General features: G+C 57.8%; 26 protein-coding genes and 2 pseudogenes. 8 read left to right on the top strand and 20 right to left on the bottom strand.

The genetic code is table 11. The features are described 5' to 3' along the window. A partial coding sequence (locus APH34_RS26685) for an FAD-dependent monooxygenase (protein ID WP_177337057.1) occupies positions 1–487 on the top strand: 487 nt, incomplete at its 5' end. 72 nt (positions 488–559) lie between these two features. Here APH34_RS26685 and APH34_RS26680 read toward each other — a convergent pair. Both APH34_RS26680 and APH34_RS26675 read right to left on the bottom strand, forming a co-directional pair. Beyond that, positions 560–1054: a single-stranded DNA-binding protein gene (locus APH34_RS26680; protein WP_054903648.1), complete on the bottom strand. Its 495-nt coding sequence runs from the start codon at positions 1052–1054 to the stop codon at positions 560–562. 113 nt (positions 1055–1167) lie between these two features. Beyond that, positions 1168–3606 (bottom strand): ATP-binding protein, encoded by a 2439-nt coding sequence (locus tag APH34_RS26675; protein ID WP_054903647.1) that lies wholly within the window; start codon positions 3604–3606, stop codon positions 1168–1170. Positions 3607–3620: 14 nt separating this feature from the next. On the opposite strand from APH34_RS26675, the gene APH34_RS26670 reads away from it, so the two are divergent. Beyond that, on the top strand, positions 3621–3926 hold the full coding sequence (locus tag APH34_RS26670) for a hypothetical protein (protein WP_054903646.1): 306 nt from the start codon (positions 3621–3623) through the stop codon (positions 3924–3926). Between the two features lie 185 nt (positions 3927–4111). Here APH34_RS26670 and APH34_RS26665 read toward each other — a convergent pair whose 3' ends face one another. The 14 genes and pseudogenes from APH34_RS26665 to APH34_RS26600 all read right to left on the bottom strand — a co-directional run bounded on the left by APH34_RS26665 (position 4112) and on the right by APH34_RS26600 (position 14713). Further along, positions 4112–5023 (bottom strand): DNA cytosine methyltransferase, encoded by a 912-nt coding sequence (locus APH34_RS26665; RefSeq protein ID WP_232895396.1) that lies wholly within the window; start codon positions 5021–5023, stop codon positions 4112–4114. Between the two features lie 636 nt (positions 5024–5659). Further along, positions 5660–6655, bottom strand: a complete 996-nt coding sequence (locus APH34_RS26655; protein WP_054903644.1) for a ParB/RepB/Spo0J family partition protein — start codon at positions 6653–6655, stop codon at positions 5660–5662. Between the two features lie 124 nt (positions 6656–6779). Next, positions 6780–7919 (bottom strand): ParA family protein, encoded by a 1140-nt coding sequence (locus tag APH34_RS26650; protein WP_054903643.1) that lies wholly within the window; start codon positions 7917–7919, stop codon positions 6780–6782. A gap of 269 nt (positions 7920–8188) precedes the next feature. Beyond that, positions 8189–8380: a hypothetical protein gene (locus APH34_RS29435; protein ID WP_125854362.1), complete on the bottom strand. Its 192-nt coding sequence runs from the start codon at positions 8378–8380 to the stop codon at positions 8189–8191. A 100-nt stretch (positions 8381–8480) separates the two neighbouring features. Next, a complete protein-coding gene (locus APH34_RS26645) occupies positions 8481–8795 on the bottom strand; it encodes a hypothetical protein (RefSeq protein WP_014003931.1) in 315 nt (104 codons plus the stop codon). 136 nt (positions 8796–8931) lie between these two features. Further along, complete coding sequence (locus APH34_RS26640) at positions 8932–9354, bottom strand: hypothetical protein (protein WP_054903642.1); 423 nt, start codon at positions 9352–9354, stop codon at positions 8932–8934. Beyond that, positions 9355–10311 carry a replication initiator protein A gene (locus APH34_RS26635; protein WP_054903641.1) on the bottom strand — a complete coding sequence of 319 codons (957 nt, stop codon included), beginning with the start codon at positions 10309–10311 and terminating at the stop codon, positions 9355–9357. Positions 10312–10658: 347 nt separating this feature from the next. Then, positions 10659–11399, bottom strand: coding sequence for a hypothetical protein (locus APH34_RS29430; protein WP_153183659.1), 741 nt, complete (start codon positions 11397–11399; stop codon positions 10659–10661). Between the two features lie 176 nt (positions 11400–11575). Beyond that, the gene (locus APH34_RS26625; RefSeq protein WP_082422903.1) at positions 11576–12826 is read right to left on the bottom strand and encodes an HD-GYP domain-containing protein; all 1251 of its coding nucleotides are present in this window, start codon (positions 12824–12826) and stop codon (positions 11576–11578) included. A 117-nt stretch (positions 12827–12943) separates the two neighbouring features. Beyond that, a complete protein-coding gene (locus tag APH34_RS26620; RefSeq protein ID WP_001054412.1) occupies positions 12944–13324 on the bottom strand; it encodes a hypothetical protein in 381 nt (126 codons plus the stop codon). Beyond that, positions 13321–13647: a hypothetical protein gene (locus APH34_RS26615; RefSeq protein ID WP_000091614.1), complete on the bottom strand. Its 327-nt coding sequence runs from the start codon at positions 13645–13647 to the stop codon at positions 13321–13323. The genes APH34_RS26620 and APH34_RS26615 overlap by 4 nt, the downstream gene beginning before the upstream one ends. A gap of 23 nt (positions 13648–13670) precedes the next feature. Beyond that, a pseudogene (locus tag APH34_RS26610) lies at positions 13671–14005 on the bottom strand (transposase). A gap of 14 nt (positions 14006–14019) precedes the next feature. Next, positions 14020–14355, bottom strand: coding sequence for a helix-turn-helix domain-containing protein (locus tag APH34_RS26605; RefSeq protein ID WP_054903639.1), 336 nt, complete (start codon positions 14353–14355; stop codon positions 14020–14022). Beyond that, positions 14336–14713, bottom strand: coding sequence for a type II toxin-antitoxin system RelE/ParE family toxin (locus APH34_RS26600; protein WP_003151133.1), 378 nt, complete (start codon positions 14711–14713; stop codon positions 14336–14338). Before APH34_RS26600 ends, APH34_RS26605 begins: the two co-directional genes overlap by 20 nt. A gap of 191 nt (positions 14714–14904) precedes the next feature. Between APH34_RS26600 and APH34_RS26595 the strand changes: the two genes are divergently transcribed. From APH34_RS26595 to APH34_RS26585, 3 genes and pseudogenes are all read left to right on the top strand, one after another. Continuing rightward, positions 14905–15507, top strand: coding sequence for a recombinase family protein (locus APH34_RS26595; protein WP_010465829.1), 603 nt, complete (start codon positions 14905–14907; stop codon positions 15505–15507). Next, positions 15491–18520 (top strand): annotated as a pseudogene (locus tag APH34_RS26590) (Tn3 family transposase). Before APH34_RS26595 ends, APH34_RS26590 begins: the two are co-directional and overlap by 17 nt. 236 nt (positions 18521–18756) lie before the next feature. Beyond that, entirely contained in the window at positions 18757–19602 is an 846-nt protein-coding gene (locus tag APH34_RS26585) for an AraC family transcriptional regulator (RefSeq protein ID WP_003464995.1), read from the top strand. Positions 19603–19631: 29 nt separating this feature from the next. Here the strand turns inward: APH34_RS26585 and APH34_RS26580 are convergent, their stop codons facing one another. Next, positions 19632–20150, bottom strand: a complete 519-nt coding sequence (locus APH34_RS26580) for a YkgB family protein (protein ID WP_003464991.1) — start codon at positions 20148–20150, stop codon at positions 19632–19634. A gap of 954 nt (positions 20151–21104) precedes the next feature. Beyond that, positions 21105–22034: a recombinase family protein gene (locus tag APH34_RS26575; RefSeq protein WP_003150544.1), complete on the bottom strand. Its 930-nt coding sequence runs from the start codon at positions 22032–22034 to the stop codon at positions 21105–21107. A gap of 201 nt (positions 22035–22235) precedes the next feature. On the opposite strand from APH34_RS26575, the gene APH34_RS26570 reads away from it, so the two are divergent. The 3 genes from APH34_RS26570 to APH34_RS26560 are packed head-to-tail and all read left to right on the top strand — an operon-like array spanning position 22236 to position 25882. Beyond that, the gene (locus tag APH34_RS26570) at positions 22236–22475 is read left to right on the top strand and encodes a ribbon-helix-helix domain-containing protein (protein ID WP_003089107.1); all 240 of its coding nucleotides are present in this window, start codon (positions 22236–22238) and stop codon (positions 22473–22475) included. After that, the gene (locus tag APH34_RS26565; RefSeq protein WP_003150546.1) at positions 22475–22885 is read left to right on the top strand and encodes a putative toxin-antitoxin system toxin component, PIN family; all 411 of its coding nucleotides are present in this window, start codon (positions 22475–22477) and stop codon (positions 22883–22885) included. Before APH34_RS26570 ends, APH34_RS26565 begins: the two co-directional genes overlap by 1 nt. Positions 22886–22888: 3 nt before the next feature. After that, the gene (locus tag APH34_RS26560; RefSeq protein ID WP_003299771.1) at positions 22889–25882 is read left to right on the top strand and encodes a Tn3 family transposase; all 2994 of its coding nucleotides are present in this window, start codon (positions 22889–22891) and stop codon (positions 25880–25882) included. Positions 25883–25894: 12 nt separating this feature from the next. Here the strand turns inward: APH34_RS26560 and APH34_RS26555 are convergent, their stop codons facing one another. Together APH34_RS26555 and merP are read right to left on the bottom strand one after the other, a co-directional pair. After that, complete coding sequence (locus APH34_RS26555; RefSeq protein WP_003089113.1) at positions 25895–26107, bottom strand: GDCCVxC domain-containing (seleno)protein; 213 nt, start codon at positions 26105–26107, stop codon at positions 25895–25897. Between the two features lie 7 nt (positions 26108–26114). Then, complete coding sequence (gene merP / locus APH34_RS26550; protein WP_045889478.1) at positions 26115–26390, bottom strand: mercury resistance system periplasmic binding protein MerP; 276 nt, start codon at positions 26388–26390, stop codon at positions 26115–26117. Positions 26391–26398 lie beyond the last annotated feature (8 nt).

Below are 26398 nucleotides of genomic sequence, written 5' to 3'. Positions count from 1 at the left end.
CTGGTCCGATGAGCGCTTCTGGGATGAGCTAAAGAGCCGGCTTCCCAGCGAAACGGCTGCCAAACTGATCACAGGTCCCTCCATCGAAAAGAGCATCGCGCCCCTGCGTAGCTTTGTCGTTGAGCCAATGCAGTACGGGAACCTCTTCTTGGTCGGTGACGCGGCGCACATTGTTCCACCCACCGGGGCGAAAGGACTCAACTTGGCGGCCAGCGATGTGAGCACTCTGTACTCAATCCTCGTGAAGGCCGTTATGGAGGGACGCAAGGATTTGATAGAGCGTTACTCCGAGGTGTGCCTCAAGCGTATCTGGAAAGCGGAGCGCTTCTCCTGGTGGCTGACGTCGATGCTGCATAAATTTCCGGGCACTGACGAGTTCACGCAGCGAATGGTTCAGACCGAACTGGACTACTTTGTCGAGTCCGAGGCAGGGCTGAAGACGATCGCTGAAAACTACGTAGGGCTTCCCTACGAAGTTATTAATTAAGATAAGTCCTTGTTAGCGAAGCCAAATCAATGGCTTCGCTTCTAGTATTTACAGTTCTGAAAAAGCTGGGTTTCAGAACGGGATATCATCATCAAAGCTGTCATAGTCAGGCGCCGGCTGCGGTGCTGGCTGCTGCGGCGCCGGGCGCTGCTGGGCTTGTTGACGCGGTGCTTGCTGATTGCCCGCATGGCTGTACTGATCGCCGCCCTGTTGCTGTCCCTGCGGACGGCCTCCGAGCAGCTGCATGGTGCCATTTATGTCAACGATGATTTCGGTGGTGTAACGCTTGATCCCGTCTTTCTCCCACTCGCGTGTCTGCAGCTTGCCTTCGATGTAGCATTGCGAACCTTTGCGCAGGTACTCGCCCGCAATCTCAGCAACCTTGCCAAACAGCGATACTCGGTGCCACTCGGTACGCTCGACCTTCTGCCCTGACTGCTTGTCGGTCCACTGTTCGCTTGTCGCCAGACTGAGGTTGGTGACGGCGTTGCCATTAGGCAGGTAGCGGACTTCGGGATCCTGGCCACAGGTGCCGACCAGAATGACTTTGTTTACTCCTCGAGCCATGATGTCTCTCCTCTTCTCGACACGACCTCGTGCCAATTACTGTTGGTAGAGCCGGTGGTAGACGGGGTGACTTGTCGCGCTGGATAGCACCGGCCAGCAAGCCACCTGGCGCGCTAGGCCTCGGACTCTTGGTGCCGCCATTTCAAATACGTCTCGACGCGACTGAATCCAGCAGCTGCGGCATTACGCTCAAGCAACCAGAAATTCTCACCTTCATAGACGAACTCGCGGCAATCCTCGTCGACGCGCCATAGCTCGTCCGCGATCGGGTGTTCCTTCGCCATTTCGCGTTCGAATTCTGCTTCCATAGCGGCTTCAAGCTCCGGATCGATAGGTTCGTCCGGGTCGAAGTCTTCGTGGTAATACTCACCTGGGTGATCTTGCTGTTCCCATTCCTTGTTTGCCCAAGCGCGTTTGATGTCGTCATCAGAGTACCCTCCATACACCATGGAACTGACCAGATAAGCCAGGACGCCCTGGGGGAATTCTGCCGCTTCGAGCTCGAGGAGTTTTTGCACATCGGCGGCGGCGTCGTCTTCAACGCTGTTGATGTAGCGCTCCAACTCGGCGTCTTCCGCTTTACGTTTTTCATGCGCATCACGCGCACGCTCAGTAACAGCCTGTTGATCGATGCGCGCCTGCTCCCGAACCGCCTCCCAGTTCGGCGGCTCGGGGCATGCACCTGTCTGAACCAATGAAGCGTTGATGATATTCAGCAACGCCATGCTTTGCTCTGGAACGGCTTCGGTGACAATAGGATCTGCCGACACGTCCTCAATGACCGGGGAGAGTCCGCGCTTCATACGGCCGCTGCCTACCCGGTCGACGAGATATCGCTCGCTCCATGCCCTGCCCCGGCTTTTCTGCCCTTCCCGCTCCAAGCTCATGGTGTATTTCATGAGCCATTTGTGCATGAACCGCTGACGCTCGGGGGCCATTCGGATCGAGATATCGTGGTAACGCTGATAGAAGGCCTCATCATGGCCACATGCGATGCTGTCACCCTGGTGAGCGACTTCGTGTTCGACCAGGCCGAAGATGTAAGCCACTGTCTCTAGTGGCTTGCTATTGAGCCGTTTGACAATATCGCTACCGATAGCCAAGTAGGTTCGCCCATCCGTCCAAGCCTCGGCAGTGTTCGATTCACCCAGCAGGATTTGCATCCGCTTTTCGCCGTGGCGAAGGGTTCCATCCCTGTATCGTTCTGCCCCAATACATGCGCCGGCATAGTGCTGGAGGCACCACCGCAGCGCTGTCCACGCTCTGCGCGTCTCCTTGTCCAGCGTTTGGCGGTCGTCAACGATCTGCGTTCTTTCGATGAAGGCATCTCGGAACGTGGAATATGCGGCCAGAGCTGGCGCATCAAGCGCTTTTCCACGCCAGAACCATGGAGCACGTTCGCCGCGTTCTTCGAAGGCCTGCGCTGCCTCACTGACGTTGCAAAGGGCGCGATCGAGCGCTTCCTCGAAATCGATGTGATTGTGGCAGCCGAAGCGCTCCAAGGTCTTAGGGTGGACGATTTGAATCAGACCTTCACGAGCAATTGCCTCGCCCTTGGGAATATCGTCCCCATGCTCGATTAGTGTGTATGTTCCCTTGTGCCAGTTGAATGCCTTGAGTCGGAACTCCATGAGCGTGATGTGCCGCTTGCCAGGGAGCAGCGTGATCACCTCCTCCTTTGCAAACACTTCACAGATATTCTCGTCACCGCTGAGCAACGATCGCGCCGATTTTTCCCGACGGGCTTCGGTCTTACGGTGATCCCCTAGCTTTGCGGATACAGCCTCGGCCAGGCGCCTGAACTCTTTGGCGATCGGTTTCCATACGGGGCAGGTTTTGCGCAGGATTTCTGTGCGGGAAACGTTAAGGTTGATTGCCTTTTTCGAGACGATCAGGCCCCCAGCTCCCCAGACATGAGAAGAATCATGTCGAATCAGCACACCTTGGTTGTAGATCGAGACGGGGCCTTCTTCTTTGGCCCGGTAGTAAGCAACGTCGTCCTCGAAATCCCATTTTTCACTGGCCGGATTGCGCGTAATGACACGCCCGTTCAGCTCAACGCTAATGGGCGTGTAACGAACCAAATCGCGTATCTCCTGCACCGCAGACATCAGCTCAAGGTCATTGAGGGCTTCGTACCAGGTGCCGGTGATACTGCACCCGTTAGACGGTTCCTGGAGATCCTCAAGCTTGTAGCTGTACCCCATGACCCGAGTATCAACCTGCATCGACCAGCGATTGGATACCCACTCAGTCCTGGCATGCGCCATGATTTGGCCGCGCCCCAGACGGAACCGCCCGTAAGTCGCATCGCCTTCTTGATGCGGCGTGCCGAATCGGCCGAAGTAGCGCACAACATCCTCACGGCTCGCAAAACCGGTACCGTCGTCGACGCAATCGAATCCAGCCTTGGTCATGGTGAGCCTCACCGTGGTGGCCTTTGCGTCAACCGAGTTCATGATCAACTCGATCACTGCCTTGCCGATGGAACCGGCCTGGCTGTAGATGATGTGATGAATGATCTGCGGGTCAAGCTCAAAAGGTAGAAGCACGAGGCACCTCCTTCATGGGTTTCGGAATGGTTGCAAAGCACATCTCAGCGCATACGGCGGCGAGGACGATCCGGGGTTTCACACCCAGCCCTCACCTGTTGCGCGATCCATTCGATTTGGGGTGTGTCCAGTCCGAACCGCTGGGCGTAATCGTCCCGGTGCTGGTCGAGATCTTTGGCAAACTCTTCCGAATTGAAGTCTCGGCCTACACCCCGCAGGAACCGGCCGGCACCTTCTCTGCCTTTGTAGGTGGGATGAGAGCCATCCAGGATCAATTTCACTTCCTGGAGCAATTCGTCGTGGTTGAAGGTTTCAAGTGACATATTGCTAATTCCGTATAATGGCTTGAATACAGAATATAGCATACAAGAAAAGGCCTGTGCCCTACCCTTTCGCACTCTGTAAAAACAGCCATTCAGGCTGTTGCTAGTAGCAACATTCAGCTGTTGCTACTAGCAACACTTGGAAAGATCCGCCCGGCGCACTAGGCGGACCAGGCGTCTACCTAGATCAGCATTGCCAATTGCCCGGTGGACTCGACCAACGAAAAGGACTTTTCGCCCAGAAGGTCACTCAACAGCTTGGTCACGGCATCGTCATCGCAGTCATAGTAGGCATCGTCCAAGAGGTTGGAGAGATCCTGAAGCTTCAAACCGTTCTCAATGGCCATCAATAGGAGCCGAGGATCGATGCGGTCATATTTCCCGGCAATTTCCAAGGCTGGATGGTGATAGGCGTTGTTGGCCATGAAGAAGGCGTAAGCAAATCCTGCTGGTGTCACGCTACGTGCATTCTTCGTGGCCAGGCTGCTCCCACCGTACTGCGTGTGCATTTTTGAGCCCTCGGTGGGATGGACCGGTGCAACGGGTAAGTCTGCGTTGAAGCGGCCCCATATGAGGGTTTTCTTCGTGTAAAGCTCGCCGAGATCGCAGGGGTTGAAGCTGAGGCGCCACGGTGGAAGACCAGCTAGCTTCTCGATTCGACCTACTGGATTTTCAATCGCCCAGATCGACGGCCGATAATACTCGACCAGTCGCAGAGTCTGATGAACCAGCTCTATTGAGGCCGCAGTGCGCCCATCGAGATCCTTGGCTGCAAAGTGCCTTGCCCCTGAGTTCGCAAAATCAGTGCAAGGGCAAGCTGCGATGATCGCGTACACCTCTGCCCCTTCGAAGTCGCCGAAGTACTCCATGAAGAACTCAACGTCGAATTTGCTGACGTCACCCAGCTCCGGGTTGTCTTGAATATCAAACCGGTATACCTGGTAGCCGGCCTCAACCCAAGGGTCCGACCATTGCCCGCTCTTATCAAACAGCGACAGCACAACTTTATCGCTGTTATCGCCCGTCGAACCTTGAGACACAGCCTCTTGTCTCCAGGTGCTGATGACATCAGCAGCATCGTCCAGGGACAGCATGCCGTGAGTCCGAGCCTTGGCGCTGAGTCGGATAACCTCTCTTGCCAAAGGGGCTGTGAATAGGCGATGAACGCCCTCCTCCGACATTTGCTGAAGAACTGAAGCATATGGGGTCACAAATTGGCTCACTGGAATTGGTGTGAGTGAGCGCTGATGCTCTGGGGCACTGCTTGGGGAAGATCGGACGGGAGAAAAACCATTCATGCTCTTGCTCCTAGACTGGTGGGCCTGCAGGGGAGGTAGCCGCGTCGCCTGCAGGATGTCTAACACAAGAACATTTTACACGTACGTACGTACGTATTCAATGATATTCATTCGAGTGTGCCACGCTGGCCCGAGTTACATTGTCTGGTACTTTTCCATGTGGCTAAGCACTACTTGTCTATCAGCATGCACCAACGAGCACGCGGTAAAATCCCCCTCCCACACAGCGGTCGCCCATGTTCCATCAAGCCCTGCTTGCCAGAATGCACCCCACTCGCCGCTTGGCAGCTCTAGCAAGAGCCAGTCTGGAAACGGACATTGCCTGGCCAGGCTCAGAACGTACCTGACGTGATGTGGTTCACTAGGCATTCCCATGCGTTTCGCTCCGTTAGCTGATTGAACCCACCCCGATCGGGGCGGGCTTGGCCATGCTCAATTTCGCGTGCCCTGTGTCGCAAATTCAGAAGCATCAATCGAATCAAGGAAAGCTGCGAGCTTGTCCATGATTTTCTGAGGGTCCACTTCCTTATCGATCTTGAATTCAAGCTTGCGCCCATTCAAACGAACTGAGCCAACCCCTTGCAGCTTCCGAGGTTCTGCCATCATGGGCTTAGGACCGCTACAAGCAGCAAGCTTCTGCCCAATCATGCGAAGCGCGGCCTCCTGGCCAGTCCCCTTCTCGGCCATTTGAATCACAATGCGATGGACGATGTTCACATCCGCCTTTGAATGCTCTACAAACTTTTTCGCATAGTTCGCTGTAATCAAGTGGGGTTTGGTGTTCAGAATTTCCTTGATCTGTTCGGGCAGCTGAATAAGGTCAAGGCAGCGGTTCACGACTGTGTGATCTACACCAAGGCGTCGAGCCAATGCCCGCTGGCTTTTATCAGCGCCTTTCAGCATGTATCGCTGATAACTCACAGCTTTTTCGTAATCAGTGAGCTCATTTTGGAGGTTGTCGGTGATTGCCAAAAGCATCGCCATGTCGTCTGACATTGGCTTTACATGAGCCATGATTTTGTCGCGACCCAGCATTTTGTGAGCCCGCCACCGGCATTCACCGCCGATAAGCTCGAAACGCTCCCCTACAGGCCGGATTGTAATCGGTTTACCCAGGCCCACAGAGTCAATCGAGCCAGCGAGCTCTTCAAGCTTGGCTTGATCGAAGAACATCCTTGGCTGATACGGCGAGGGATCGATCAGCTCAACCAGGACCTCCTCGAGCCATTCGTCCTTGAGTATGAGTTGACCTTCTTGAGCGCCTTGAGCAATGAGATGCTTGTTATCAGCCTCATGCTCAGATCCCATGGCTTGCTGGAGCATCGCCGCCCTGCTGCCACGGCTACCTGTGGTTGGCGGCATTTCCGTAGGCTTGCGCAGTGATGCCATTGCCGTGCTTGGCTTGCCTGGGTAGTCGGTGGATTTCATTAATCACCCTCCTGTGTTGCTACTAGCAACACTCCAATCTGCTGTTGCTACTAGCAACAAAATCGTTGCGTGTTGCTAGTAGCAACACCTTTGAGAATATGAGCCCTGTTGCTAGTAGCAACACTCACTCTTGGGGCTGAGCAGCAACACGGCGGATCTTCTCCAGAACCTCGGCATGCACTGCGCGAGCGTTTTCGATGGTGTCCCGATTAGCACCCTTCCAGAACATCAGGGGGACACCGTCATCGAGGGAGTTCACATAGTCTGCAGAGTGATAAATCTTTTCCTCTGTCACGCGACCTGGGAAAAGCTGGTTCAGTCTGTACAGGTTGTTCAACATCCGAGGACGCCCCTTTGCAAACATGGTCGGCACAGCTACCAGTTCAGGGGCGAAACCGTATTCGCGTGCGAAACCAGCGCACCAGTCATGCAGTCGCAAGATCGCCTTGAATGAGAATTTGTCCATTCGAACTGGGCTCATGAGCAGATCGCTTGCCGCTACCGAGTTCTTGGTCAGGCGCGAGCCTGCAGGGGCGTTATCGAAAATGATGACGTCGTATTGCGATAGGTCGCAGCCTGAAATCTTGCCGGCTTTACCATCTTCAACCCACTTCGCGTACCACATATCCGAATTATTGGCTGCGTCCAACGCCACGCCCAGGTCTTCCAGCGATGCGTCGGCTGGGATCAGGTGGGGGCCATTTTCACCAAAGGGTTTCTTGATGACTTCATCAAGCGTTTTGGGTTGAAACGAACGCATGCGAAGCATTGGGCTGATCAAGTGGCCGAGGTGACCATCAACGATGCGGTCAGCAGGAATTCCAAGCTCCAGCAGATCTTCTGGAGTAGCGTCCGGGTCGTAGCCGAGCATGCTCGACGTATCACCCTGGGGATCATTGTCGACCAAAAGAACGCGCAACCCGGCGAGAGAACAGGTAATGGCCTGGCCGACCGCTGTGGTGGTTTTGTTGGTGCCACCCTTCGAGATGTAGGTGGACATGACCACCTGGCGCGCCAAGCCCTTCAAGTGACCAAGTTCACGGCGAAGTGCTGCCAAATCGAAAAGGTCCGATGGCGTATAAACCCGGGAGGTCACGGTTCCGCGCGGCACACGACGGATCTCGATGTTGTTCGATTCTTCGATGTCTTTCAGGCGCCGAGTCGTAAGGCCAAAGCAGTCCGCGGCGAAACGGGGCGTGAAAAACAACTCATTGAAATCCACGTAGGTTGCAACATCTTCGACCATTTCCACATTCGAGTTCATAGCACTTCTCCGTTTTGCTGTTGCATTCAGTATAGATCCTGAATTCCTGTTGTAAACCGTGGAATTCAGGTTATTTGCATTTTTTAGCCTGAATACCTGAACCTGTAGGCCGATTGTGTTGCTAGTAGCAACGATATTGGCGGCCCAAGCACTCGCGCAGGCGCCTACGCCGCAGCAAGCGAAGGCTGAGAGCATCTGAAAGGGGAGGGGAAGGGGATTTGTGGCAATAAGGCGCTAAGCAGGGCTCATTGCGAACCCGCTTTGAGGGGTTACTTCGTGGGCGGAGTTGACTCGATGCCCCACATCATCTCAAGTGCCTGCTCGATCAAGAATGACATAGCAGTGTTTTGTTCGAATGCCTGCTTGCGAAGGCGCTCATGGTAGTCGTCGCGCATGGTGATCGTTTTGGCGCTCCGCTTGGGTTGCGAAGGTGCTGGCGCAGCGTCTTTACGTGATGCCATGAACAGGCCCCCATATGGATTGAAGTCGCGACAATGATAAACCGTTTGCTTATTTATAGATACGTACGCACGTACAATGCGTACGCATCATTTAAGCCCCTTACTGCTGCTCAACCAACCTCGCACCGCGGCCGTCATTGGCGCCACGCTTCAAGTCGGACAGCTGTTGGATAGTGTCCTGGAGGTTGCGCAAGACATATGCAGGAAAGCCTGGTTTACCCTCGGAATGACGCACTTTCAGATCGTCGATGTGGTCACTATCGAATCCCAAACGAGTAAGGCTCAAATCATCGCCCTCTACTAGGGCACGATTTGCGGAGATCATTACTGAATGGGCTTCTTCCAGTTTTTCGATTTCATCATCGATATGGAGGGTATCGTCGCGATCAACGGACCATAGCGAAATGCGCTTCATGATATTGCTCCTAGACGCTTGGTTAGCCTGGTAGCCGCCAGGCACAACTCGGTGGGTTTCCTTACACACACTATACGTATGTACGTACGCATGCAACACTATTTGTCGGCGATATACGACGACTCGGCTAGTTTTTCTATCGGGTGTCGCGGTTTGCTGAGACATTTAGCTGGAGCCGACGCCTCCGTGCGCACTCTTTTGAGCAGCCAGCAAGATCAGCCAAGGCCTGGTCAGACATCGCCCCCTGCAAATGGTCGAAGTTAGCGATTGCTGATCGCTTGAAGGTGGGCTTCTCCAGTTGCTTCATACGCTTGATGACGAAGTAGGCCGATACGCCAGCGAGCTCGGCGATTTCAGCCACAGGGCGCTTTCCTAGAAGATATTGATACTTGAGAAGGGCAGGGGGGGTGGACTCGGCGAGGGCAAATCGCTCTTTGCCAATCTTGAGCCTGCGCCGCCGAACAGCTTCCGTGCTGCAGTCAGCTAATTCAGCAATGGCCTGGTCAGTCCGTTCCCCCATCAAATGATCGTATTGCTCAAGCCTAGATCGCGCCGGCATTCAACCCTCCATGTCTCGCTTTTCAAGCGCAGCGAACCAATCCAATTCCCCTTTGGCAGCCAGCTCCTCGAGGAGCGATTGCTCATCGCGCGTGTAGAACACGATCCGATGAGGCTTAACACTGGTATCCAATCCCATGTGATAGTCCGGCAACAGGTCACGCTGAATGATCTTGCGGATCTCCGCTCTGTAATGGGTGAGGCTCTGTTTTGAGCCACATTTTTGCTGCAGCGCAACAATGTCCGCGGCCCAAATCATCTTGCTTCCCAAGTGCTTACGAGCGAGTTCATACAACCGCCGTTCAAGAGGCATCCGCAGCCCAAAGTAGCGCCGATCAATGCTCATCACTTCAAAATGCAGGAAGGCGTTGTAGATCCACTCTGACAGCACGACTTCGCATTCCAACACGCCTTTGCCATTGGATGCGGTCTTGGTGACGGTGTAGTCCTCGATCCAGCCAAATCCCTTGGTCTGCTCTTGACCACCAGTGACGATATTGGTTTCGAGCTGAGTCCCTTTTAATCGCCGAAGCATGTCCAGGACGTTCGAATACGCGTTTCCACCAGGATCGCGGGATGTACCTGTCAAAAAATCGTACGTGTCGAACTTAACCCGCTTGGAAATTGGCATCCCTGCTTTACGTGCCTCGATGATCTGCGATCCGAGGAACAGCAATAGGTCTTTGTCGAAAACGGTGGCGGCACCGATCACTGGCGGGATAATGCGTACACGCTTGTTCGTACCGGGCTGGCTGTATTCACGAACGCTCGTATCTGGTTTGGTCGACAAGCTGAAAAGCGGAAACTCCATGCTGGCCAGGTCATCCTTAACTGGCCACTCGACAATGTTCGCCTGGAACATGTCGGTCTGTACGTAGGGTACTACGTTCGCCTTTCGCCCTCTCTTGAGTGGCTTATCATCGTCCGCTGCCATATCGGCCATCTTCATCTCGATCATTACGCGTTCCCGCCATTGTACACAGGTAGATAGCGACGCTTGTGCAGTTGCCGACTCACCCTGTGTATCAGTTTTGTGCAGGCCTCATCCGAGGCCAATACGGTTCGTATTTCACCGACACCGTGCTCTCCGCAGATACCCCAGTTCCTCATTGCCACGGTGTGACCGATCAGATCAACGAGGATCCGCAGCTCGTAGAAACGCGCACCACGTTCCCATCTCGCGTAGTAGGGTTGGTTGAGGTAGCTGGTTGCAGTCGTTATCATGTCCGAACCCAGACGCTCCTAGACGAGTTCATTTCTGGTAGAAGCCCGGAACCGGTAGCCGCCGACCGGGCTTCGCTCTGCTTACGGCAAGACTTTATCGTCGTAGAGCATGACCATCTCAGCCATTACACACAGTTCCCCCTGCACCTTGGCCATCAAGCCGCGGCAATCGCCTCGCTCCAGGACACCTGCATCCCACAATTTGCATAGCTCCGCATAGCTGTAAGTCTGCATCGGCCAATCACAATGCCGAACGAACGTCCAACCATGGCTATCCCGAAACTCACGGGAATATGAAGCGCCCATGATCACAAATTGTCGGCCATTAACCTTCACCGTTGGAACAGTCGGGACCTTGTCGCCCGCCTCTGCGAACGCTGCAGGGCAAACAGCACCATCCCAGCGGTGAGAGTCAAGCTTATGCAGGTGGACAACGTCACGATGACTGGCCCGAAAGAAACTCGATTCCCACGGAACGAACTCACACCAGCAACGCTGTTCAGCGCTTTTCAGCCAGGCCTGCACAACTATTGAGCCGACGCCAGGAACATGGATGCCCAAGGTTTGAGAGCGCGGTGCGCGGCGCTGCTTGAAACGGCATCCATTCAAGCCACCAGCGTCTGCAAGGAATGACAAATCCGCCCATTGATCCATGGATACAGGCAATGCCGATCGCCACATAAACGAGCCAGCTTGAACGGTGTCGGTACCGCAGCGCTTTTCCTGAAGCAATGCTTGAAGACAAGATTCGATGCTCTGGTCGAACAGCGGTCGGACTTCGGCGGGTACGTCATGCGATCGGGCAGATGCAGTGTCGAGCATCGCCTTATAGGGGATGTAAGCCGGAACCCCAGAAATTTCCGTCACCCTAGTTGGGTGGGCTCAACACTCGTGTCACCAGCTACCTTCTGGAGAATCGAGCTCGGCCATCCCTCCCTGGACGGGCATCGCTCGACGATGTTCAACGGCTCCCTCACGGGGCCGTCGTTTTGTGGGGGCTATTCCATCCACAAGTCGTCGAGGTTCTTGAAGTTCCAGAGCGTCGGGTCTTCGGGGCCAGTGATACTGTCCTTGCAACTCGTGGCCGCCAGGTCGATGGTCTGCATCGGGATCGGCTCTCTCGAGCGTAGCGAGAAGAACACGCGAACCTTGGGAGTCAGCAGTGATTCCATTCCCGGCTCAACGACAACGGCCAGACGCTGAGAGGACAGGCGAACCAAGGAGCCGACGGGGTAGATGCCCACGGCCTTGACGAAGGCGTGGAAGATGCGTTTGTCGAAATGGCCCTCCCACTTGGCCATCTGCCGCATCGCCGCGGACGGGTCCCACGGCTTTTTGTAGGCTCGCTCCGACGTCACGGCATCATAGACGTCGCAGATTGCGCCCATGCGGGCCAGGAGTGAAATGGCGTCACCGGCCAAGCGATCCGGGTAGCCGGTTCCGTCGATCTTCTCGTGATGGTGCAGGGCAATGTCCACCACCCCGGGCTCGGCCCCGCCTGCGCGCAGCATCTTTGCGCCCTCCACAGGGTGGCGCTTCATGATGGCGAACTCGGCATCGGTGAGCTTGCCTGGTTTGTTAAGCACTTCCAGCGGCATCGCGGCCTTGCCTAGGTCGTGCATCAGTCCGCCGATGCCAGCCAGGCGCGTTTGCTCCTCGTCTAGATCGAGATGCCGGGCCAGCGATAGCATCAGGGCGCAGACGGCAACCGAGTGCAGGTAGGTGTAATCGTCGTGCGTTTTGATGCGTGCGACGCTGATGAGGGCATGAGGTTGGCGCAGCACCGAGGCAGCGATTTCTCCGACCAGCGGCAACGTCGTGCTTGGGTCGACGGCCTTGCCAAGCCGGGCTTCCTGGAACATGTCCATGACTTGGGACTTGGCCGCAAGACAGAGTTTCCGTGCATAACACATTTCGCTCTCCATTGAGGTTGCGCCGTCACTTTTCTTGCTTAGTGGACTAGACGGCAGAGATTGCTCCTCCGACAATTCTCTGGGCTCTGGGCTCTGGGCTCTGGGCTCTGGGCTCTGGGCTCTGGGCTCTGGGCTCTCTGGGCTCTCTGGGTCGACTTGGCTTTTGGCCAAGTCGACCCAGACCTCCCCGACGCCACATTCTCGAATGGCAGAGAGATCCTGAGGCTCGGTCAGCAGGAAGCTGCCGCGCCAGAATGGGTGTCGAACCCAAGAGCAGGCGAGCTTGTGGATGTACATGCCGAGACGAAGCTCGGATACGGGAATGCGTTTTACCAACTTATTTTCCTTTCTGAGTTGGGTGGTTAGGCGTGCGCCGAGGCTGGCACCCAGCGGTAGAGCGGAGGTAAGGTCACGCCAAGATTCTTGGATCAGCCGGAACCGCCGAAATTTCCGTCAGCCGATCAACATGGCTTTGTCTCGCGCTCGGTCGATGCGTTCCTGCATCGCCTGCATGACTTCTTCGTGGGTGTACGACTTGGCGTTGGGGTCGTCGGCCTCTCGGAGAGCTTCCTCGACCTCGCGGGTCATCCGCGCATATTCTTCCGGCCACAGCGCTTGCTCCATGCGCAGCGACGCCTGCCCAAGCAGGTGCAGCAGGCCGAACAGCCGCATGTCATTGGTGGCGACGACGTGCTCTCGAATCCGCTCCTGGATCACCTCGCAGGCCCGATGCGCCTCTGGCGTCGCCGTGCCCTCGTAGCCGGCTGGGAGTTCTGCTTCTTCAGCGATTCGCGCCCAAGCGATAGCCAGCGCCTCGATGGTGGACAGGTTCATTTGCTCATCCACTTGCGCAGCAGACGCTTTTTCAGGGAGGCGCGCTCTTGCGGATTGCGTCCCTTGTGGTTGGCAATGCGATCCGCCGTGGCGGCCTGGCGCTTGATGGGCCAGTAGGAGCGGCCATCCTTACCCATCGACCAGACGTTGCTGACCTGGTTTTCCAGTAGAGGCAGATGGGCGCATAGAGCTTCCGGCGACGCGCTGGCCAGCGCGGTGCGCTCGTGGGTTCGCCAGCGCTGATGCCAGAGTTTCTTGTCCTCGCGCTCGCTACGGCAGGTCGTGTGCCCAACGATGGGCGTTTTGCGGCGGCTGCGGCTCATGATGTGGTTGTCTCCAAGAACATTCAGGACAGGCTTTCTGGGTAGAGCGCCGTCACCGGGACAGGGTTTCTTGCACTTGTTCCAGCGAGGTCATCAGATGATCAACCTGATCCTGAAGATCCACGGCGAGATCAAATAGCTCAGCCACTCGGCTGCGTGATCCCTCGTTGAACGCGGCCATTGCCAGTTGATGCAGCTTCAACAGGTCGGTGCGCAGTTGCGGAGGTGCGCCGTCTGCGCTGTCATTCAAATCGCCGCGCAGCACGTCCACGGCATCGACTGCACGCAGCAGTGCCGTGGTATCGAAATTCTCGGGAGTCAGTTCGTCCCATTCGTCGTCGGTGATGCGGGCTGCCATCAGGAGAGCTCCGATTAAGCGGTTGCGAGCGTTAGATGCCCGATCGGCCCGGCTGCTGGCCGTACCTTGATTTCGATGTCGTAGCCGAGGCGATTCAGACAATCCATCAGCTTGCGTTCGGATAGATTGGTGAAGTCGCCGCGCATCATGCCCGACACCTTCGGTTGCGGGATGCCCATGCGTTTGGCCGCCGCTTGTTGAGTCAGCCCAAGGGCGCGCATGGCCCTCCTGATCTCGACCACCAGGCCGGTCTTGATCTTGAGCTTTTCAGCGTCAGGCAGTCCAAGGTCGGCAAAGACGTTGCCCGAGCTGCGCTGAACCTCGACGCCTTCAATGATTCGTTTTTGCATTTCGTAGCTCCTGTGCCAATACCTCGGCCACCTTCAGCCGAGCGCGGATGATGTCCATGTCGGCCTTTGGCGTGGCGATTCCGCTCTTGCTCTTCTTCTGGAAGCAGTGCAGGACGAACACCGCTTCCGCAAACTTGACCGTGTATACCGCTCGATAGGTGCCGCCGGCATCGTCTTCGACGACCTCCAGCACGCCGGCACCACCGAACCCCTTGAGCACCTTTGCTGCGTCATCCTGATCGCCTATCTGCGCCAACGAGAGCGCGTAACCGAAACGGCGACGCACGTCGGACGGCAACGCCATCAAATCCTTGTGGCTGCTCGCGATCCATTCGAGCGGTTTTTCTTTGTTTGTCATGACGGAATTTTATACCTGTTCAGGTAATGATGTAAACGCGGCAACCTCAAGGAGGTGTCGTAAAACATTTGTTTTGCGACAGGCTGTCAGCCGCCGCTGTGCTACCTGTGCAACACCCCCTCAAAAATGTACGGAAAACTCTATCGCTATTCACTATTATGCGGAAACCTGTTTTTGATGGTTATCCGCCTATGTTGGTTGGCTACATGCGCGTGTCGTCGGACTCCGACCGCCAGAGCACGGACTTGCAGCGCGACGCGCTGCTCGCCGCCGGCGTCGATCCGCGTCACCTGTTTGAGGATCGTGCCTCTGGCGCGAAGGATGACCGTGCCGGCTTGGCGCGGGCGCTTGAGTTCGTTCGAGCCGGCGATGTGCTGGTGGTGTGGAAACTCGACCGGCTCGGTCGCTCGCTGTCGCACCTGCTCGCCATTGTGACTTCGCTCAAGGACAAGCGGGTGGCGTTCCGCTCGCTGACAGAGAACCTGGACACTACGACGCCCTCGGGCGAATTCCTGTTCCAGGTGTTCGGTGCGCTCGCGCAGTACGAGCGCGCCTTGATTCAGGAGCGCGTCGTCGCGGGCTTGGCCGCCGCACGCAAACGCGGCCGGATCGGCGGCCGGCCGCAGGCGATCACTGGTGAGAAGCTGGACGCCATCGTCGCCGCGCTCGATGGCGGCATGTCTAAGGCGGCGGTGTGCCGCAACTTCAATGTCAAGCGCACTACGTTGATCGAAACATTGACGCGAGCAGGTTGGCGTGGTGCGGGAAGGACGGTCGATGAGCAACAAGAATAAGCTACTCACCGTCTTTTCTGACGCAGAGCAGGAAGCCTTGTACGGCCTACCGGACTTCGACGATGCTCAGCGGCTGGAATACCTGGCGTTGGCCGAATCTGAACTGGCGTTCGCCAGCAGCCGGCCTAGCCTGCAGGCCCAAGTCTATTGCGTCTTGCAGATCGGCTACTTCAAGGCCAAGCATGCTTTCTTCCGCTTCGATTGGCATGAGGTCGAGGACGATTGCGCCTTCGTGCTGAGTCGCTATTTCCACGGCGAAGCGTTCGAACGCAAGGCGATCACCAAGCATGAGCACTACAGCCAGAGGGGTCAGATCGCCGAACTGTTCGGCTACCGGTCGTGGGCGGCTAGCTTCCTGCCGCAACTGGCACAGCAGGCTGAACAGATCGTGCGGCGCGACGTAATGCCAGGATTCGTGGCCGCCGAACTGATCGTTTGGCTCAGCGAGCACAAAATCATCCGGCCCGGCCACACCACCTTACAAGAGCTGGTCAGTGAAGCCCTGTCCACCGAACGCAGGCGCTTGGGCGGCTTGCTGGCAGAAGTGTTGGACGAATCGGCCAAAGCTGCGCTGGGCCAGCTCCTGGTGCGTGACGACACCCTGTCTCAACTGGCAGCGCTCAAGCAGGACGCTAAAGATTTCGGCTGGCGTCAGATGGCAGGGGAGCGCGAGAAGCGCGCCACGCTGAAGTCCTTGCACGGGATCGCCAAGGCGCTGCTGCCCAAGCTCGGCATCTCGCAGCAGAACCTGCTGTACTACGCGAGCCTGGCGAACTTCTATACCGTCCATGACCTGCGCCACCTGAAGGCGGAGCAGACCCGGCTCTACCTGCTGTGCTATGCCTGGGTACGTTACCGGCAGCTCACCGACAACCTGGTCGACGCGATGGCCTTCCACATGAAAAAACTTGAGGACGAGAGCCGCACGGGTGCGAAACAGTCCTTTGTCGCCGAACAGCTGCGACGCCATCAGGAAACGCCGCAGGTTGGCCGCCTGCTGTCGCTGTACGTGGACGACAGCGTGGCCGATCCGACGCCGTTCGGCGAGGTGCGCCAACGCGCCTACAAAATCATGTCCAGGGAATTGCTGCAAAACACGGCGCAGCGCATGAGCGTCAAGCCACTGAACAAACTGGCGCTGCACTGGCAGGCGGTGGACGGCCTGGCCGAACGCATTCGACGCCATCTACGGCCGCTGTACGTCGCGCTCGACTTCGCCGGCACGGCCCCCGATAACCCATGGCTCGCGGCGCTGACTTGGGCCAAGAGCGTGTTCGCCAAGCAGCAGCGCCTATCACAACGGCCACTCGACGAATGTCCGGCGGCAACGCTGCCGAAACGCTTGCGTCCGTACCTGCTGATGTTCGATGCCGAAGGCACGCCGACAGGCCTGCATGCCGATCGTTACGAATTCTGGCTTTACCGTCAGGTCAGGAAACGCTTCCAGGCGGGCGAGCTCTACATTGACGATAGCTTGCAGCACCGGCATTTGTCCGACGAGTTGGTTTCGATGGACGAGAAAGCCGCCGTGCTCGCGCAGATGGACATCCCCTTCCTGCGGCAGCCGGTCAGTGCCCAGCTCGATGCACTGGCGACCGAGTTGCGTGCGCAATGGGTGGCGTTCAATCGCGAGCTGAAACAGGGCAAGCTGACGCACCTGGAATACGACAAGGACACGCAGAGACTGACCTGGCGCAAGCCCAAGGGGGAGAACCAGAAGGCGCGCGAGCAAGCTCTCTACGAGCAACTGCCATACTGCGATGTCGCCGACGTGTTTCGCTTCGTCAACGGCCAGTGCCAGTTCCTGTCGGCGCTGACACCATTGCAGCCACGCTATGCGAAGAAGGTAGCCGACGCCGACAGTCTGATGGCGGTGATCATTGCCCAAGCCATGAACCACGGCAACCAGGTTATGGCACGTACCAGCGACATCCCGTACCACGTCCTGGAGAGTACCTACCAGCAGTACCTGCGCCAGGCGACGCTACATGTGGCCAACGATTGCATCAGCAACGCCATCGCCGCACTGCCGATCTTCCCGCATTACTCGTTCGACCTCGATTCGTTGTACGGTGCCGTTGATGGGCAGAAATTCGGCGTCGAGCGACCAACTGTGAAGGCGCGCTACTCGCGCAAATATTTCGGCCGCGGCAAGGGCGTCGTCGCCTACACGCTGCTGTGCAATCACGTGCCGTTGAACGGCTACCTGATAGGCGCACACGAGTACGAGGCTCACCACGTGTTCGACATCTGGTACCGCAACACGTCGGACATCGTGCCGAGCGCGATCACCGGCGACATGCACAGCATCAACAAGGCCAACTTCGCCATCCTGCACTGGTTCGGACTTCGTTTCGAGCCGCGCTTCACCGACCTCGACGACCAGTTGCAGGAGCTGTATTGCGCCGATGATCTGGCATTGTACGAGAAATGCCTGATCCGGCCGGCTGGCCAGATCGACCGGCAACTCATCGTCGGTGAGAAGGCGAACATCGACCGAATCGTCGCCACACTGGGCCTGAAGGAAATGACGCAGGGCACGCTGATCCGCAAGCTGTGCACCTATACGGCGCCGAACCCGACGCGGCGCGCAATCTTCGAGTTCGACAAGCTCATCCGCAGTATCTACACACTGCGCTACCTGCGCGACCCGCAACTGGAGCGTAATGTTCACCGCTCGCAGAACCGCATTGAGTCCTATCACCAGCTACGCTCGACCATCGCCCAAGTCGGTGGGAAGAAGGAATTGACCGGCCGCACCGACATCGAAATCGAGATCAGCAACCAGTGCGCCAGGCTGATCGGCAACGCGATCATCTTCTACAACTCGGCGATCCTGTCCCTGCTGCTGACGAAGTAGGAGGCAGCTGGCAATGCCAAGGCGCTGGCGTTGATCACGCAGATGTCGCCAGCGGCCTGGCGGCACATCCTGCTGAACGGGCATTACACCTTCCAGACTGACGGCAAGTTCATCGACCTGGATGCGCTCGTGGCGGGACTGGAGCTGGGCTGACGGAAATTTCTGGGATTCCGGCGTACAACCCCGTAAAATAGAAGAGTGAGCACTTGATTTGCTGGTGCTTTCAAACAACGGTGTTGTTTTTTTAACAGCCGAACTGGAAAGGGAGGCTGAGCTGCTCAGTGATCACTTTATCCGTTGGCTGATTTACGCCGGCATGTTCGCTACAGGCACTGAACGACAACGCAGATGGTATGGTCTGTGCGTTCTGACTCGTCAAGGATCGGCCAATGGATCGTTTGTCTAATTTGCTCTCGCGGTTCGGCGTGCGGGCCAATCTGTTCTATGACGGCGACCTATGCGGCTCTGCATCTTACGATGGCGCCGAGCGGCGAGGTTATATCCATCTGCTTCAGGCCGGCAGCGTGACGTTGCTTGGTCCCGATCGCAAGGATTTGCAGCTCACTCGCCCTAGCTTGATTTTTATGCCACGCCCCGCCAAGCATCAATTGTTTGCGGGTGAGTCCGATGGCGCAAAGTTGTTGTGTGCTTCCATGGAGTTTGAGGGCGGAATTGATAATCCTTTGTCGGCTTCATTACCGGACTGTTTGGTGCTCGCACTCGATGATCTGCCCATGCTGGCAGACACGTTGGAGTGGATGTTTGCCGAGGCGGCAAATGTGCATTGTGGAAGGGAAGCCGCGCTTGAGCGCTTATTTGAGCTCCTAATCATTCTGTTGCTCCGTTACCTGCTCGATCATCACCAGTTGCGCACCGGAATGATGGCTGGACTGGCCGACATGCGGCTTGCCCGATCGCTTTTACAGATGCACAACTCCCCGGAACATGCCTGGTCAATAGCAGAGCTGGCCAGTGAGTCAAATATGTCACGCGCTGCGTATGCCGTGCATTTCAAGAGTGTCATCGGACAGACGCCTGCTGATTATTTGTTGAGTTGGCGAGTTAGCCTGGCTCAGAAGCTGATGCGAGAAGGGCGCTCGATTACGCTGATTGCAGCTCAAGTCGGCTACGAAAGTCCTTCGGCGCTGTCTCGCGCATTTAGACGCAAGACGGGGTTGAGCCCTCGTGACTGGTTGAAAGATCTGGCGGGGGAAAATGATGGCAAAAAGGCCTAAGGCATTACTGCCTTAAGCCATTGAAAAAATTATGCATTAATTTTACGTTTTTCCAGTTCAACCAGCGAATGGCCTGCCACAAATATCGAAACAGCAAGCAACCCTAAGTCTTTAAGCAGAAACTGACCTGGCGCAACGGAAATCGCCGGAAACCCTAAACTAGGCTCAATGACGCCCGGAGTGGAAAACATAAAGCTAAGGGTTGTGAAGAACAGGCCTGCAGACAGAGCGCCTCCTACCACGGATAGTTTGGGCGACAGCATGCGGCCTGCGATCAGAGTGCCGATCGAAATCTCTAGTATGCCGAGCAGGCTGGAGAACATGTCGACCGAAAAAATGCTATACACCCATCCCAAAAGCGGGCTGTTGCTCACCAGTGGAACCAGGCCCTCGGCCTCGTAGTGGGTAAATTTCATGCCGCCGAACCAGAAGTAAATAATAGCGAGAGCCAAGTACGCGCCATAGATACCTAGCCCCATAGTTTTGGTTCCAAGCGTTAAGTGGGCCTGTACGCTGGACTTCGAGTTTTCAATGCCTATGGTTTTCATGTCTGAGCTTCCAGTAGTGAGTGAGAGTGTGTTGGCTGCCGAACGCCGTATGCGTTGGCGATGAGATTATTATGGCTGGCATCTCTAATCAAGAGGCATCAGAAAGTATTGATTTCAGTGCAGATCGTCTTGGGCGGTGCAATTCGCGATGAAGGGATCGCCGTGGAGAGCGATGAGTGCACTATTTCGATAAAGGAGTCGTTTTACATAGGTCGATGAAGCGCGTTGCGGCATCGCCTACTGTCGGGGTCATGCCGAGATAAGGGGAAAATTCACTCACTTCCCCTCTATCCATATGATTAATATCACAATTTTAAAAAACCACATGGGTATCGCGATGCGGCGATTCTGACGTGTGTCACCCAGGTCGATCGCTGCTACACGGCGAGGAAAACATGGTTGGTGCCGACGTGGGTTACAGGTGTAGGAACAAACAGTTCCCTGATGCTTAGGAATGAGGTCGATTAACAACCTCAGAAGATCCTTCAGTTGAACCGGTCGCGGCAAATCAGGCAGCCGGAATGAATGATTCTATAATCACTCTATAATTGACTATAAAGACCGTCCTAGAGCGGCAGCTAGGCTGCTCCCTGTGACTTGAGGCTTCCCCTCCCTGTCAGACTTGTTTCGCACGTCTGGGTATTGCGCCCCCGCTAGCCGTTAGCAGCCTGGCATCCTCGTCTGGGCACTGGTTTGGACCGGCTGTGAGAGAATGAGGCTGGCCAGTACGACAACAATGCTGGGAGCAATGATTGGCCCATATGCCCAAAACCTATGGCACGCATTGTTCAGGGGGATGTTATGGACAAGCTCTACGACAGGCTGGTTTTGCCGAGAGGCCACTAGGGGTCGCCTCAGAAAACGGAAAATAAAGCACGCTAAGCCGGTTGCAGCGGTCGTAGCGGCCTGAACTTGGGGTTTGGGGAGCAATGGAACCAAAAACCAACGTAAGCCCTACCAACGCTTTTCGGTGTCTTCTTCCCAGGCGCCCATCTCGACAAAACAGTTGCGCATGTCGGCCTCCTGGCTGATCTCGGTCAGCAGGTCATGCACGCTCTTGTCCAGCTCATCGTCGCTCCGATACGGAATGGTCAACTCATAGTGGCCGGCATCCAGCCGCTTCATGCCATAGGGCTCCAGGCAGTAGCGCTCAATGTTCTCCGTGGCCCGCTTCCGGCCGCGCACGAACTTGCTGTTATTCACCACCGCGAGGCGCAGGGTGACGGTGGCCACCCGCTCGGCGGCGGGCGGCTCTGCCGGCGACGCGGCCGAAGGCTGCTGGTCGCGTGACCTGGCGCTCTTCTGGTACGCGCCGATCTCGACACCACGGTGGCGCAGGTAGCTGTACAGCGTGCTCTTGGAGATGTGCAGCTTCTCGCCGATCGCGCTGACGCTCAGGCGACCTTCGCGGTAGAGGGTTTCGGCCGCCATGGCGGTGGCCTCAGCCTTGGCTGGCAGGCCCTTGGGACGGCCACCGATCCGGCCACGCGCCCGTGCGGCCGACAGACCCGCCTGAGTCCGCTCGCGGATCAGCTCGCGCTCGAACTCCGCCAGCGAGGCGAACAGGTTGAACACCAGGCGGCCTTGGGCGTGGGTGGTGTCGATGGGGTCATTCAGGCTCTGTAAGCCGACCTTGCGCTCTGCCAGCTCGCCGACCAACTCGACCAGGTGCTTGAGGGAACGCCCAAGGCGATCCAGCTTCCAGATCACCACGGCATCACCCGGCCGCACGTTGGCCAGCAGTTTGTCCAACTCCGGCCGGGCGCTTTTCGCGCCGCTGGCGATGTCTTGGTAGATGCGTTCGCACCCGGCCTGTTTCAGGGCATCGACTTGTAGGTCGGCTTTCTGATCCCGAGTGCTCACTCGCGCATAACCGATCTTCATCAAAAGTACTGTTTACTCGACTACGTTAGTAATAGTTGAACTTTGATTAAGCGTACCAGTTATTTGAACCGTAGCGCGGGGAGCTTAACGAACCGAGCCATTCCTCGATAGAGTTCGGCAAAACCTTCGTTTTGTCGAACCATTGCATCGCCCTTTGTGATTGGCGTATAAACACACAAACACCTATTAGCGGAGAACGCTATGAATACCATTCGCTGGAATGTCGCCGTCTCGGCCGACACCGACCAGTCGCTTCGGATGTTTCTGGCCAGCCAGGGCGGCGGCCGTAAGGGCGACCTGTCGCGCTTCATCGAAGAAGCGGTACGGGCACACATCCTGGAGCTGAGCGCTGAGCAGGCCAAGGCCGCTAACGCCCATCTGAGTGAGGCAGAATTGACCAACGCGGTTGACGAAGCGCTCGACTGGGCACGTAAGCGCTGATGCGGGTCGTGTTGGATACCAACATCCTGTTCAGCGCCCTGATCTCGCCACATGGCGCGCCCGATGCGATCTACCGTGCCTGGCGGGCGGCGCGTTTCGAGGTGGTGACCTCGCGGATGCAACTCGATGAAATTCGTCGAGCCAGCCGCTATCCCAAGCTTCAGGCCATCCTACAGCCCGCCAAGGTGGGCGCCATGATCAATAACCTGCAACGGGCTGTGGTACTGGAGCGCCTGACCATCGAGGTCGAAGCCGATGATCCGGATGACTCGTTTTTGCTGGCCATGGCCTTGGCGGGCGATGCGGACTACCTGGTAACCGGTGATCGCCGCGCCGGCCTGCTGCAACGCGGGCACATCGAACGCACGCGGATCGTCACGCCCGCCGTGTTCTGCGTCGAGGTGCTGTGATCAATGCCGGTCGGTTTTCTGACTCAAGAGCAACGCGACGGTTTTGGCCGCTATGTTGATTCGCCCAGCCGTGAAGAGCTGGAACGTTACTTCCACCTGAGCGATGAAGACCGTGAAGCCATCCAGGTGCTGCGGGGTAACCATAACCGTCTGGGTTATGCCGTTCTGCTGACCACCGTCCGCTTCGTTGGCGTTCTGCCGGACAAGCCCGCCGCCGTGCCGGTGGAAGTCCTGCAGGTGCTTTGCCGACAACTGGCGATTCCAGACCCCGACTGCCTCCAGCGCTATAGCGATCATCGCCGCTGGATACATGCCACCGATATTCAGAACCGCTTTGGCTATCGTCATTTCACCGATCCGGGCATCGGCTTTCGCTTGAGCCGCTGGCTGTATGCCCTCTGCTGGACGGGCACCGACCGGCCGGGAGTGCTGTTTGAGCGAGCCACCTCGTGGCTGTTCACACAGAAAGTCCTCCTGCCTGGTGTGTCTCAACTAGAGCGCTTTATCGCCCAGTTGCGCAGTCGGGTCGAAGAACGCCTCTGGTTTACGCTGGGCCGCAGCGTGACTGAGGAACAGCGATTGCAACTGCAAGACTTGCTGACGGTGGCCGAAGGCAACCGCAGCTCCCGGCTGGATCAATTGCGCTCCGGCCCGGTCATGGTCAGTGGCCCCGCGTTGATTCGGGCACTGCGCCGGCTCGATGACGTGCGCGGCATCGGCATCACCTTGCCGGCGGCGGCGCACATCCCTCCCAGCCGTATCGCCGCCCTGGCCCGCTTCGCCAACACGGCCAAGGTCACCGCGATTAATCGGCTGCCGGCGTCGCGGCGGATGGCGACACTGGTGGCCTTCGCACTCTGCCTGGAGGCGACTGCGCACGACGACGCACTGGAAGTCCTGGAGGCCTTGCTGCGCGACCTGTTCAGCAACGCGGAGAAGGCCGACAAGAAAGCCCGCATGCGCAGCCTGAAAGACCTGGATCGGTCGGCCGCGACGCTCGCCGCCGCGTGCAAGGTCGTGCTGGACAGCTCGATCAGCGATGACAACGTGCGCGCCCGGCTGTTCAACGACCTGCCGAGGACCACCCTGGAAAAGGCCCTGGAAGAGGTCAACGCGCTGATCCGCCCGGTAGATGACGTCTATTTTCTTGCATTGGAAGCGCGCTACCGCAGCGTGCGCCGCTTCCTGCCCGACCTGCTCAAGCACATCCGCTTCGGCTTCAGCCCGGCCGGCAAGGGCGTGGCGGCTAGTCTGGAGTGGCTGCAACTGAACCTGCCGCGCCGGAAGCCAGAGGATGACGCGCCGCAGGAGATCGTGGCCAAGGCTTGGCAGAAGCACATCACCCGCGAAGATGGCTCCCTCGACATGGGTGCCTATGTGTTCTGCACGCTCGATGCGCTGCGCACGGCCCTGCGCCGCCGCGATGTCTTCGTCTCGCCCAGTTGGCGCTATGCCGACCCGCGCCTTGGCCTGCTCGACGGTGCCGAATGGCTGGCGGCGCGACCGATCATCTGCCGGTCACTGGGCCTGACCATCGACGCCAAAACCACCCTGGACGCCTTGTCCGTCGAGCTGGATGCAACCTGGCTGGCAGTAGCCGCGCGCCTGCCCGACAACCCGGCGATTCAACTGAGCGAGAACACCGAGGGCAAGACCGAACTGTCGCTCGGGGCGCTGGACAAGCTGGACGAGCCCTGCTCGTTGCTGCAACTGCGGGCGGCCGTGTCTGACCTGATGCCGCGTGTCGATCTGCCGGAAATCCTCTTGGAAATCGCCGCCCGCACTGGCTTTTCCGAGGCCTTCACCCATGTCTCCGAACGCAATGCACGCGCCGACAACCTGGTCACCAGCCTCTGCGCGGTGCTGTTGGGCGGGGCCTGCAACACCGGCCTGGAGCCCTTGATCCGCACCGACAACCCGGCGCTGCGCCGTGACCGGCTGTCCTGGGTCAGCCAGAATTATATCCGCGACGACACCCTGTCAGCGGCTAACGCCATCCTGGTCGGAGCGCAAAGCCAACTGGAACTGGCCCAAGTCTGGGGTGGCGGCGAGGTCGCCTCCGCCGATGGCATGCGCTTCGTCGTACCGGTGCGCACCGTGCATGCCGGCCCCAATCCGAAGTATTTCGGCACCGGCCGGGGTGTCACCTGGTACAACCTGATTTCCGACCAATTCTCCGGCCTCAACGCCATCACCGTGCCCGGCACGCTGCGCGACAGCCTGGTGTTGCTGGCGGTCGTGCTGGAACAGCAGACCGAGTTGCAGCCGACGCAAATCATGACCGACACCGGGGCCTACAGCGATGTGGTGTTCGGGCTCTTCCGCCTACTTGGCTACCACTTCAGTCCGCGGCTGGCCGATGTCGGCGGTACCCGCTTCTGGCGCACGCGCCCGGACGCGGACTACGGCAAGCTCAACGGGCTGGCCCGCCAGTCGGTCAAACTCGACCTGATCGCCGAGCACTGGGACGACCTGCTGCGCCTGGCCGGCTCGCTCAAACTCGGCCGGGTGCCGGCGACTGGCATCATGCGCACGCTGCAAACGGGAGATAGACCCACCCGGCTGGCCCAGGCGCTGGCCGAATTCGGGCGGATCGAAAAGACTCTGCACACGTTGACCTATATCGACGACGAGTCCAAGCGCCGCGCCACCCTGACCCAGTTGAACCGAGGCGAAGGCCGGCACAGCCTGGCCCGCGCCGTGTTCCACGGCAAACGCGGCGAGCTCCGCCAGCGCTACCGCGAAGGCCAGGAAGACCAGCTCGGTGCTCTGGGCCTGGTGGTGAACATCATCGTGCTGTGGAACACCCTCTACATGACGGCGGCCGTGGAACGGCTCAAGCAGCACGGCTATCCAGTGCTGGAAGAGGATTTGGCCCGGCTATCGCCGCTGATCTACGAGCACATCAACATGCTCGGGCGGTATTCCTTTGCGGTACCGGAAGAAGTTGCGCGCGGCGAGCTGCGGCCACTGCGTAATCCAGACGACGACCTGTGATCCCCCTAAACGCTATGAGCAACACCCAAGCTGCTGCTGGATCGGCGGGCACTTCACCGAGCCGAACGAACAGAAAACGCAGCAATCCCCTGGGTTGGGGCGCAGCAGCGCCTTGCAGTTGCTGCACTCGTAATAGAACTGGCAGGCGTCCGTGGGCATGGTTTCCGGCTTGGCGAAGCCGCAGCGCGGGCAAGTCAGCACGGACTCAAGGACAATGGCGCTCATCGTGACCTCACTTCTGCACTGTGGAGGGGTATCCCGCGTTCGCGGTCGCCTCAGTCAGTGCCTCGGGCTGGGCCTTATCGGGATCGTAGGTGACGGTCGCCGTCTTCTGGTCGAAATTGACCTGGACGTCACTCACGCCGGACACCTTCTCCAGCGACTTCTTGACCGTGATCGGACAGAGTCCGCACGTCGGTTTCTGCACGTCGAGCGTGACGGTTTTCGGGGGAGCCGCCAGCGCCACGAAGGGCAAGGCGAAAAGCACGGCGATCAGCAGTTTGCGCATGGTTAATC

This window comes from Pseudomonas sp. NBRC 111131 (assembly GCF_001320525.1).
Taxonomy (GTDB): domain Bacteria; phylum Pseudomonadota; class Gammaproteobacteria; order Pseudomonadales; family Pseudomonadaceae; genus Aquipseudomonas; species Aquipseudomonas ceruminis.
This window is presented reverse-complemented; position numbering and strand designations above follow the sequence as displayed.

Bases quoted from the DNA above. Each gene is read 5' to 3' on its own strand.
- APH34_RS26565 (WP_003150546.1), top strand. From the start codon at position 22,475: ATGCGGGTCGTGTTGGATACCAACATCCTGTTCAGCGCCCTGATCTCG.
- APH34_RS26600 (WP_003151133.1), bottom strand. From the start codon at position 14,713: ATGACAAACAAAGAAAAACCGCTCGAATGGATCGCGAGCAGCCACAAG.
- APH34_RS26585 (WP_003464995.1), top strand. From the start codon at position 18,757: ATGGATCGTTTGTCTAATTTGCTCTCGCGGTTCGGCGTGCGGGCCAAT.
- APH34_RS26680 (WP_054903648.1), bottom strand. From the start codon at position 1,054: ATGGCTCGAGGAGTAAACAAAGTCATTCTGGTCGGCACCTGTGGCCAG.
- APH34_RS26620 (WP_001054412.1), bottom strand. From the start codon at position 13,324: ATGAACCTGTCCACCATCGAGGCGCTGGCTATCGCTTGGGCGCGAATC.
- APH34_RS26670 (WP_054903646.1), top strand. From the start codon at position 3,621: ATGGGTTTCGGAATGGTTGCAAAGCACATCTCAGCGCATACGGCGGCG.
- APH34_RS26665 (WP_232895396.1), bottom strand. From the start codon at position 5,023: ATGCTGTCCCTGGACGATGCTGCTGATGTCATCAGCACCTGGAGACAA.
- APH34_RS26555 (WP_003089113.1), bottom strand. From the start codon at position 26,107: ATGAGCGCCATTGTCCTTGAGTCCGTGCTGACTTGCCCGCGCTGCGGC.
- APH34_RS29435 (WP_125854362.1), bottom strand. From the start codon at position 8,380: ATGGCATCACGTAAAGACGCTGCGCCAGCACCTTCGCAACCCAAGCGG.
- APH34_RS26580 (WP_003464991.1), bottom strand. From the start codon at position 20,150: ATGAAAACCATAGGCATTGAAAACTCGAAGTCCAGCGTACAGGCCCAC.
- APH34_RS26605 (WP_054903639.1), bottom strand. From the start codon at position 14,355: ATGCAAAAACGAATCATTGAAGGCGTCGAGGTTCAGCGCAGCTCGGGC.
- merP (WP_045889478.1), bottom strand. From the start codon at position 26,390: ATGCGCAAACTGCTGATCGCCGTGCTTTTCGCCTTGCCCTTCGTGGCG.
- APH34_RS26615 (WP_000091614.1), bottom strand. From the start codon at position 13,647: ATGAGCCGCAGCCGCCGCAAAACGCCCATCGTTGGGCACACGACCTGC.
- APH34_RS26645 (WP_014003931.1), bottom strand. From the start codon at position 8,795: ATGAAGCGCATTTCGCTATGGTCCGTTGATCGCGACGATACCCTCCAT.
- APH34_RS26595 (WP_010465829.1), top strand. From the start codon at position 14,905: ATGTTGGTTGGCTACATGCGCGTGTCGTCGGACTCCGACCGCCAGAGC.
- APH34_RS26640 (WP_054903642.1), bottom strand. From the start codon at position 9,354: ATGCCGGCGCGATCTAGGCTTGAGCAATACGATCATTTGATGGGGGAA.
- APH34_RS26575 (WP_003150544.1), bottom strand. From the start codon at position 22,034: ATGAAGATCGGTTATGCGCGAGTGAGCACTCGGGATCAGAAAGCCGAC.
- APH34_RS29430 (WP_153183659.1), bottom strand. From the start codon at position 11,399: ATGCTCGACACTGCATCTGCCCGATCGCATGACGTACCCGCCGAAGTC.
- APH34_RS26635 (WP_054903641.1), bottom strand. From the start codon at position 10,311: ATGATCGAGATGAAGATGGCCGATATGGCAGCGGACGATGATAAGCCA.
- APH34_RS26560 (WP_003299771.1), top strand. From the start codon at position 22,889: ATGCCGGTCGGTTTTCTGACTCAAGAGCAACGCGACGGTTTTGGCCGC.
- APH34_RS26655 (WP_054903644.1), bottom strand. From the start codon at position 6,655: ATGAAATCCACCGACTACCCAGGCAAGCCAAGCACGGCAATGGCATCA.
- APH34_RS26650 (WP_054903643.1), bottom strand. From the start codon at position 7,919: ATGAACTCGAATGTGGAAATGGTCGAAGATGTTGCAACCTACGTGGAT.
- APH34_RS26570 (WP_003089107.1), top strand. From the start codon at position 22,236: ATGAATACCATTCGCTGGAATGTCGCCGTCTCGGCCGACACCGACCAG.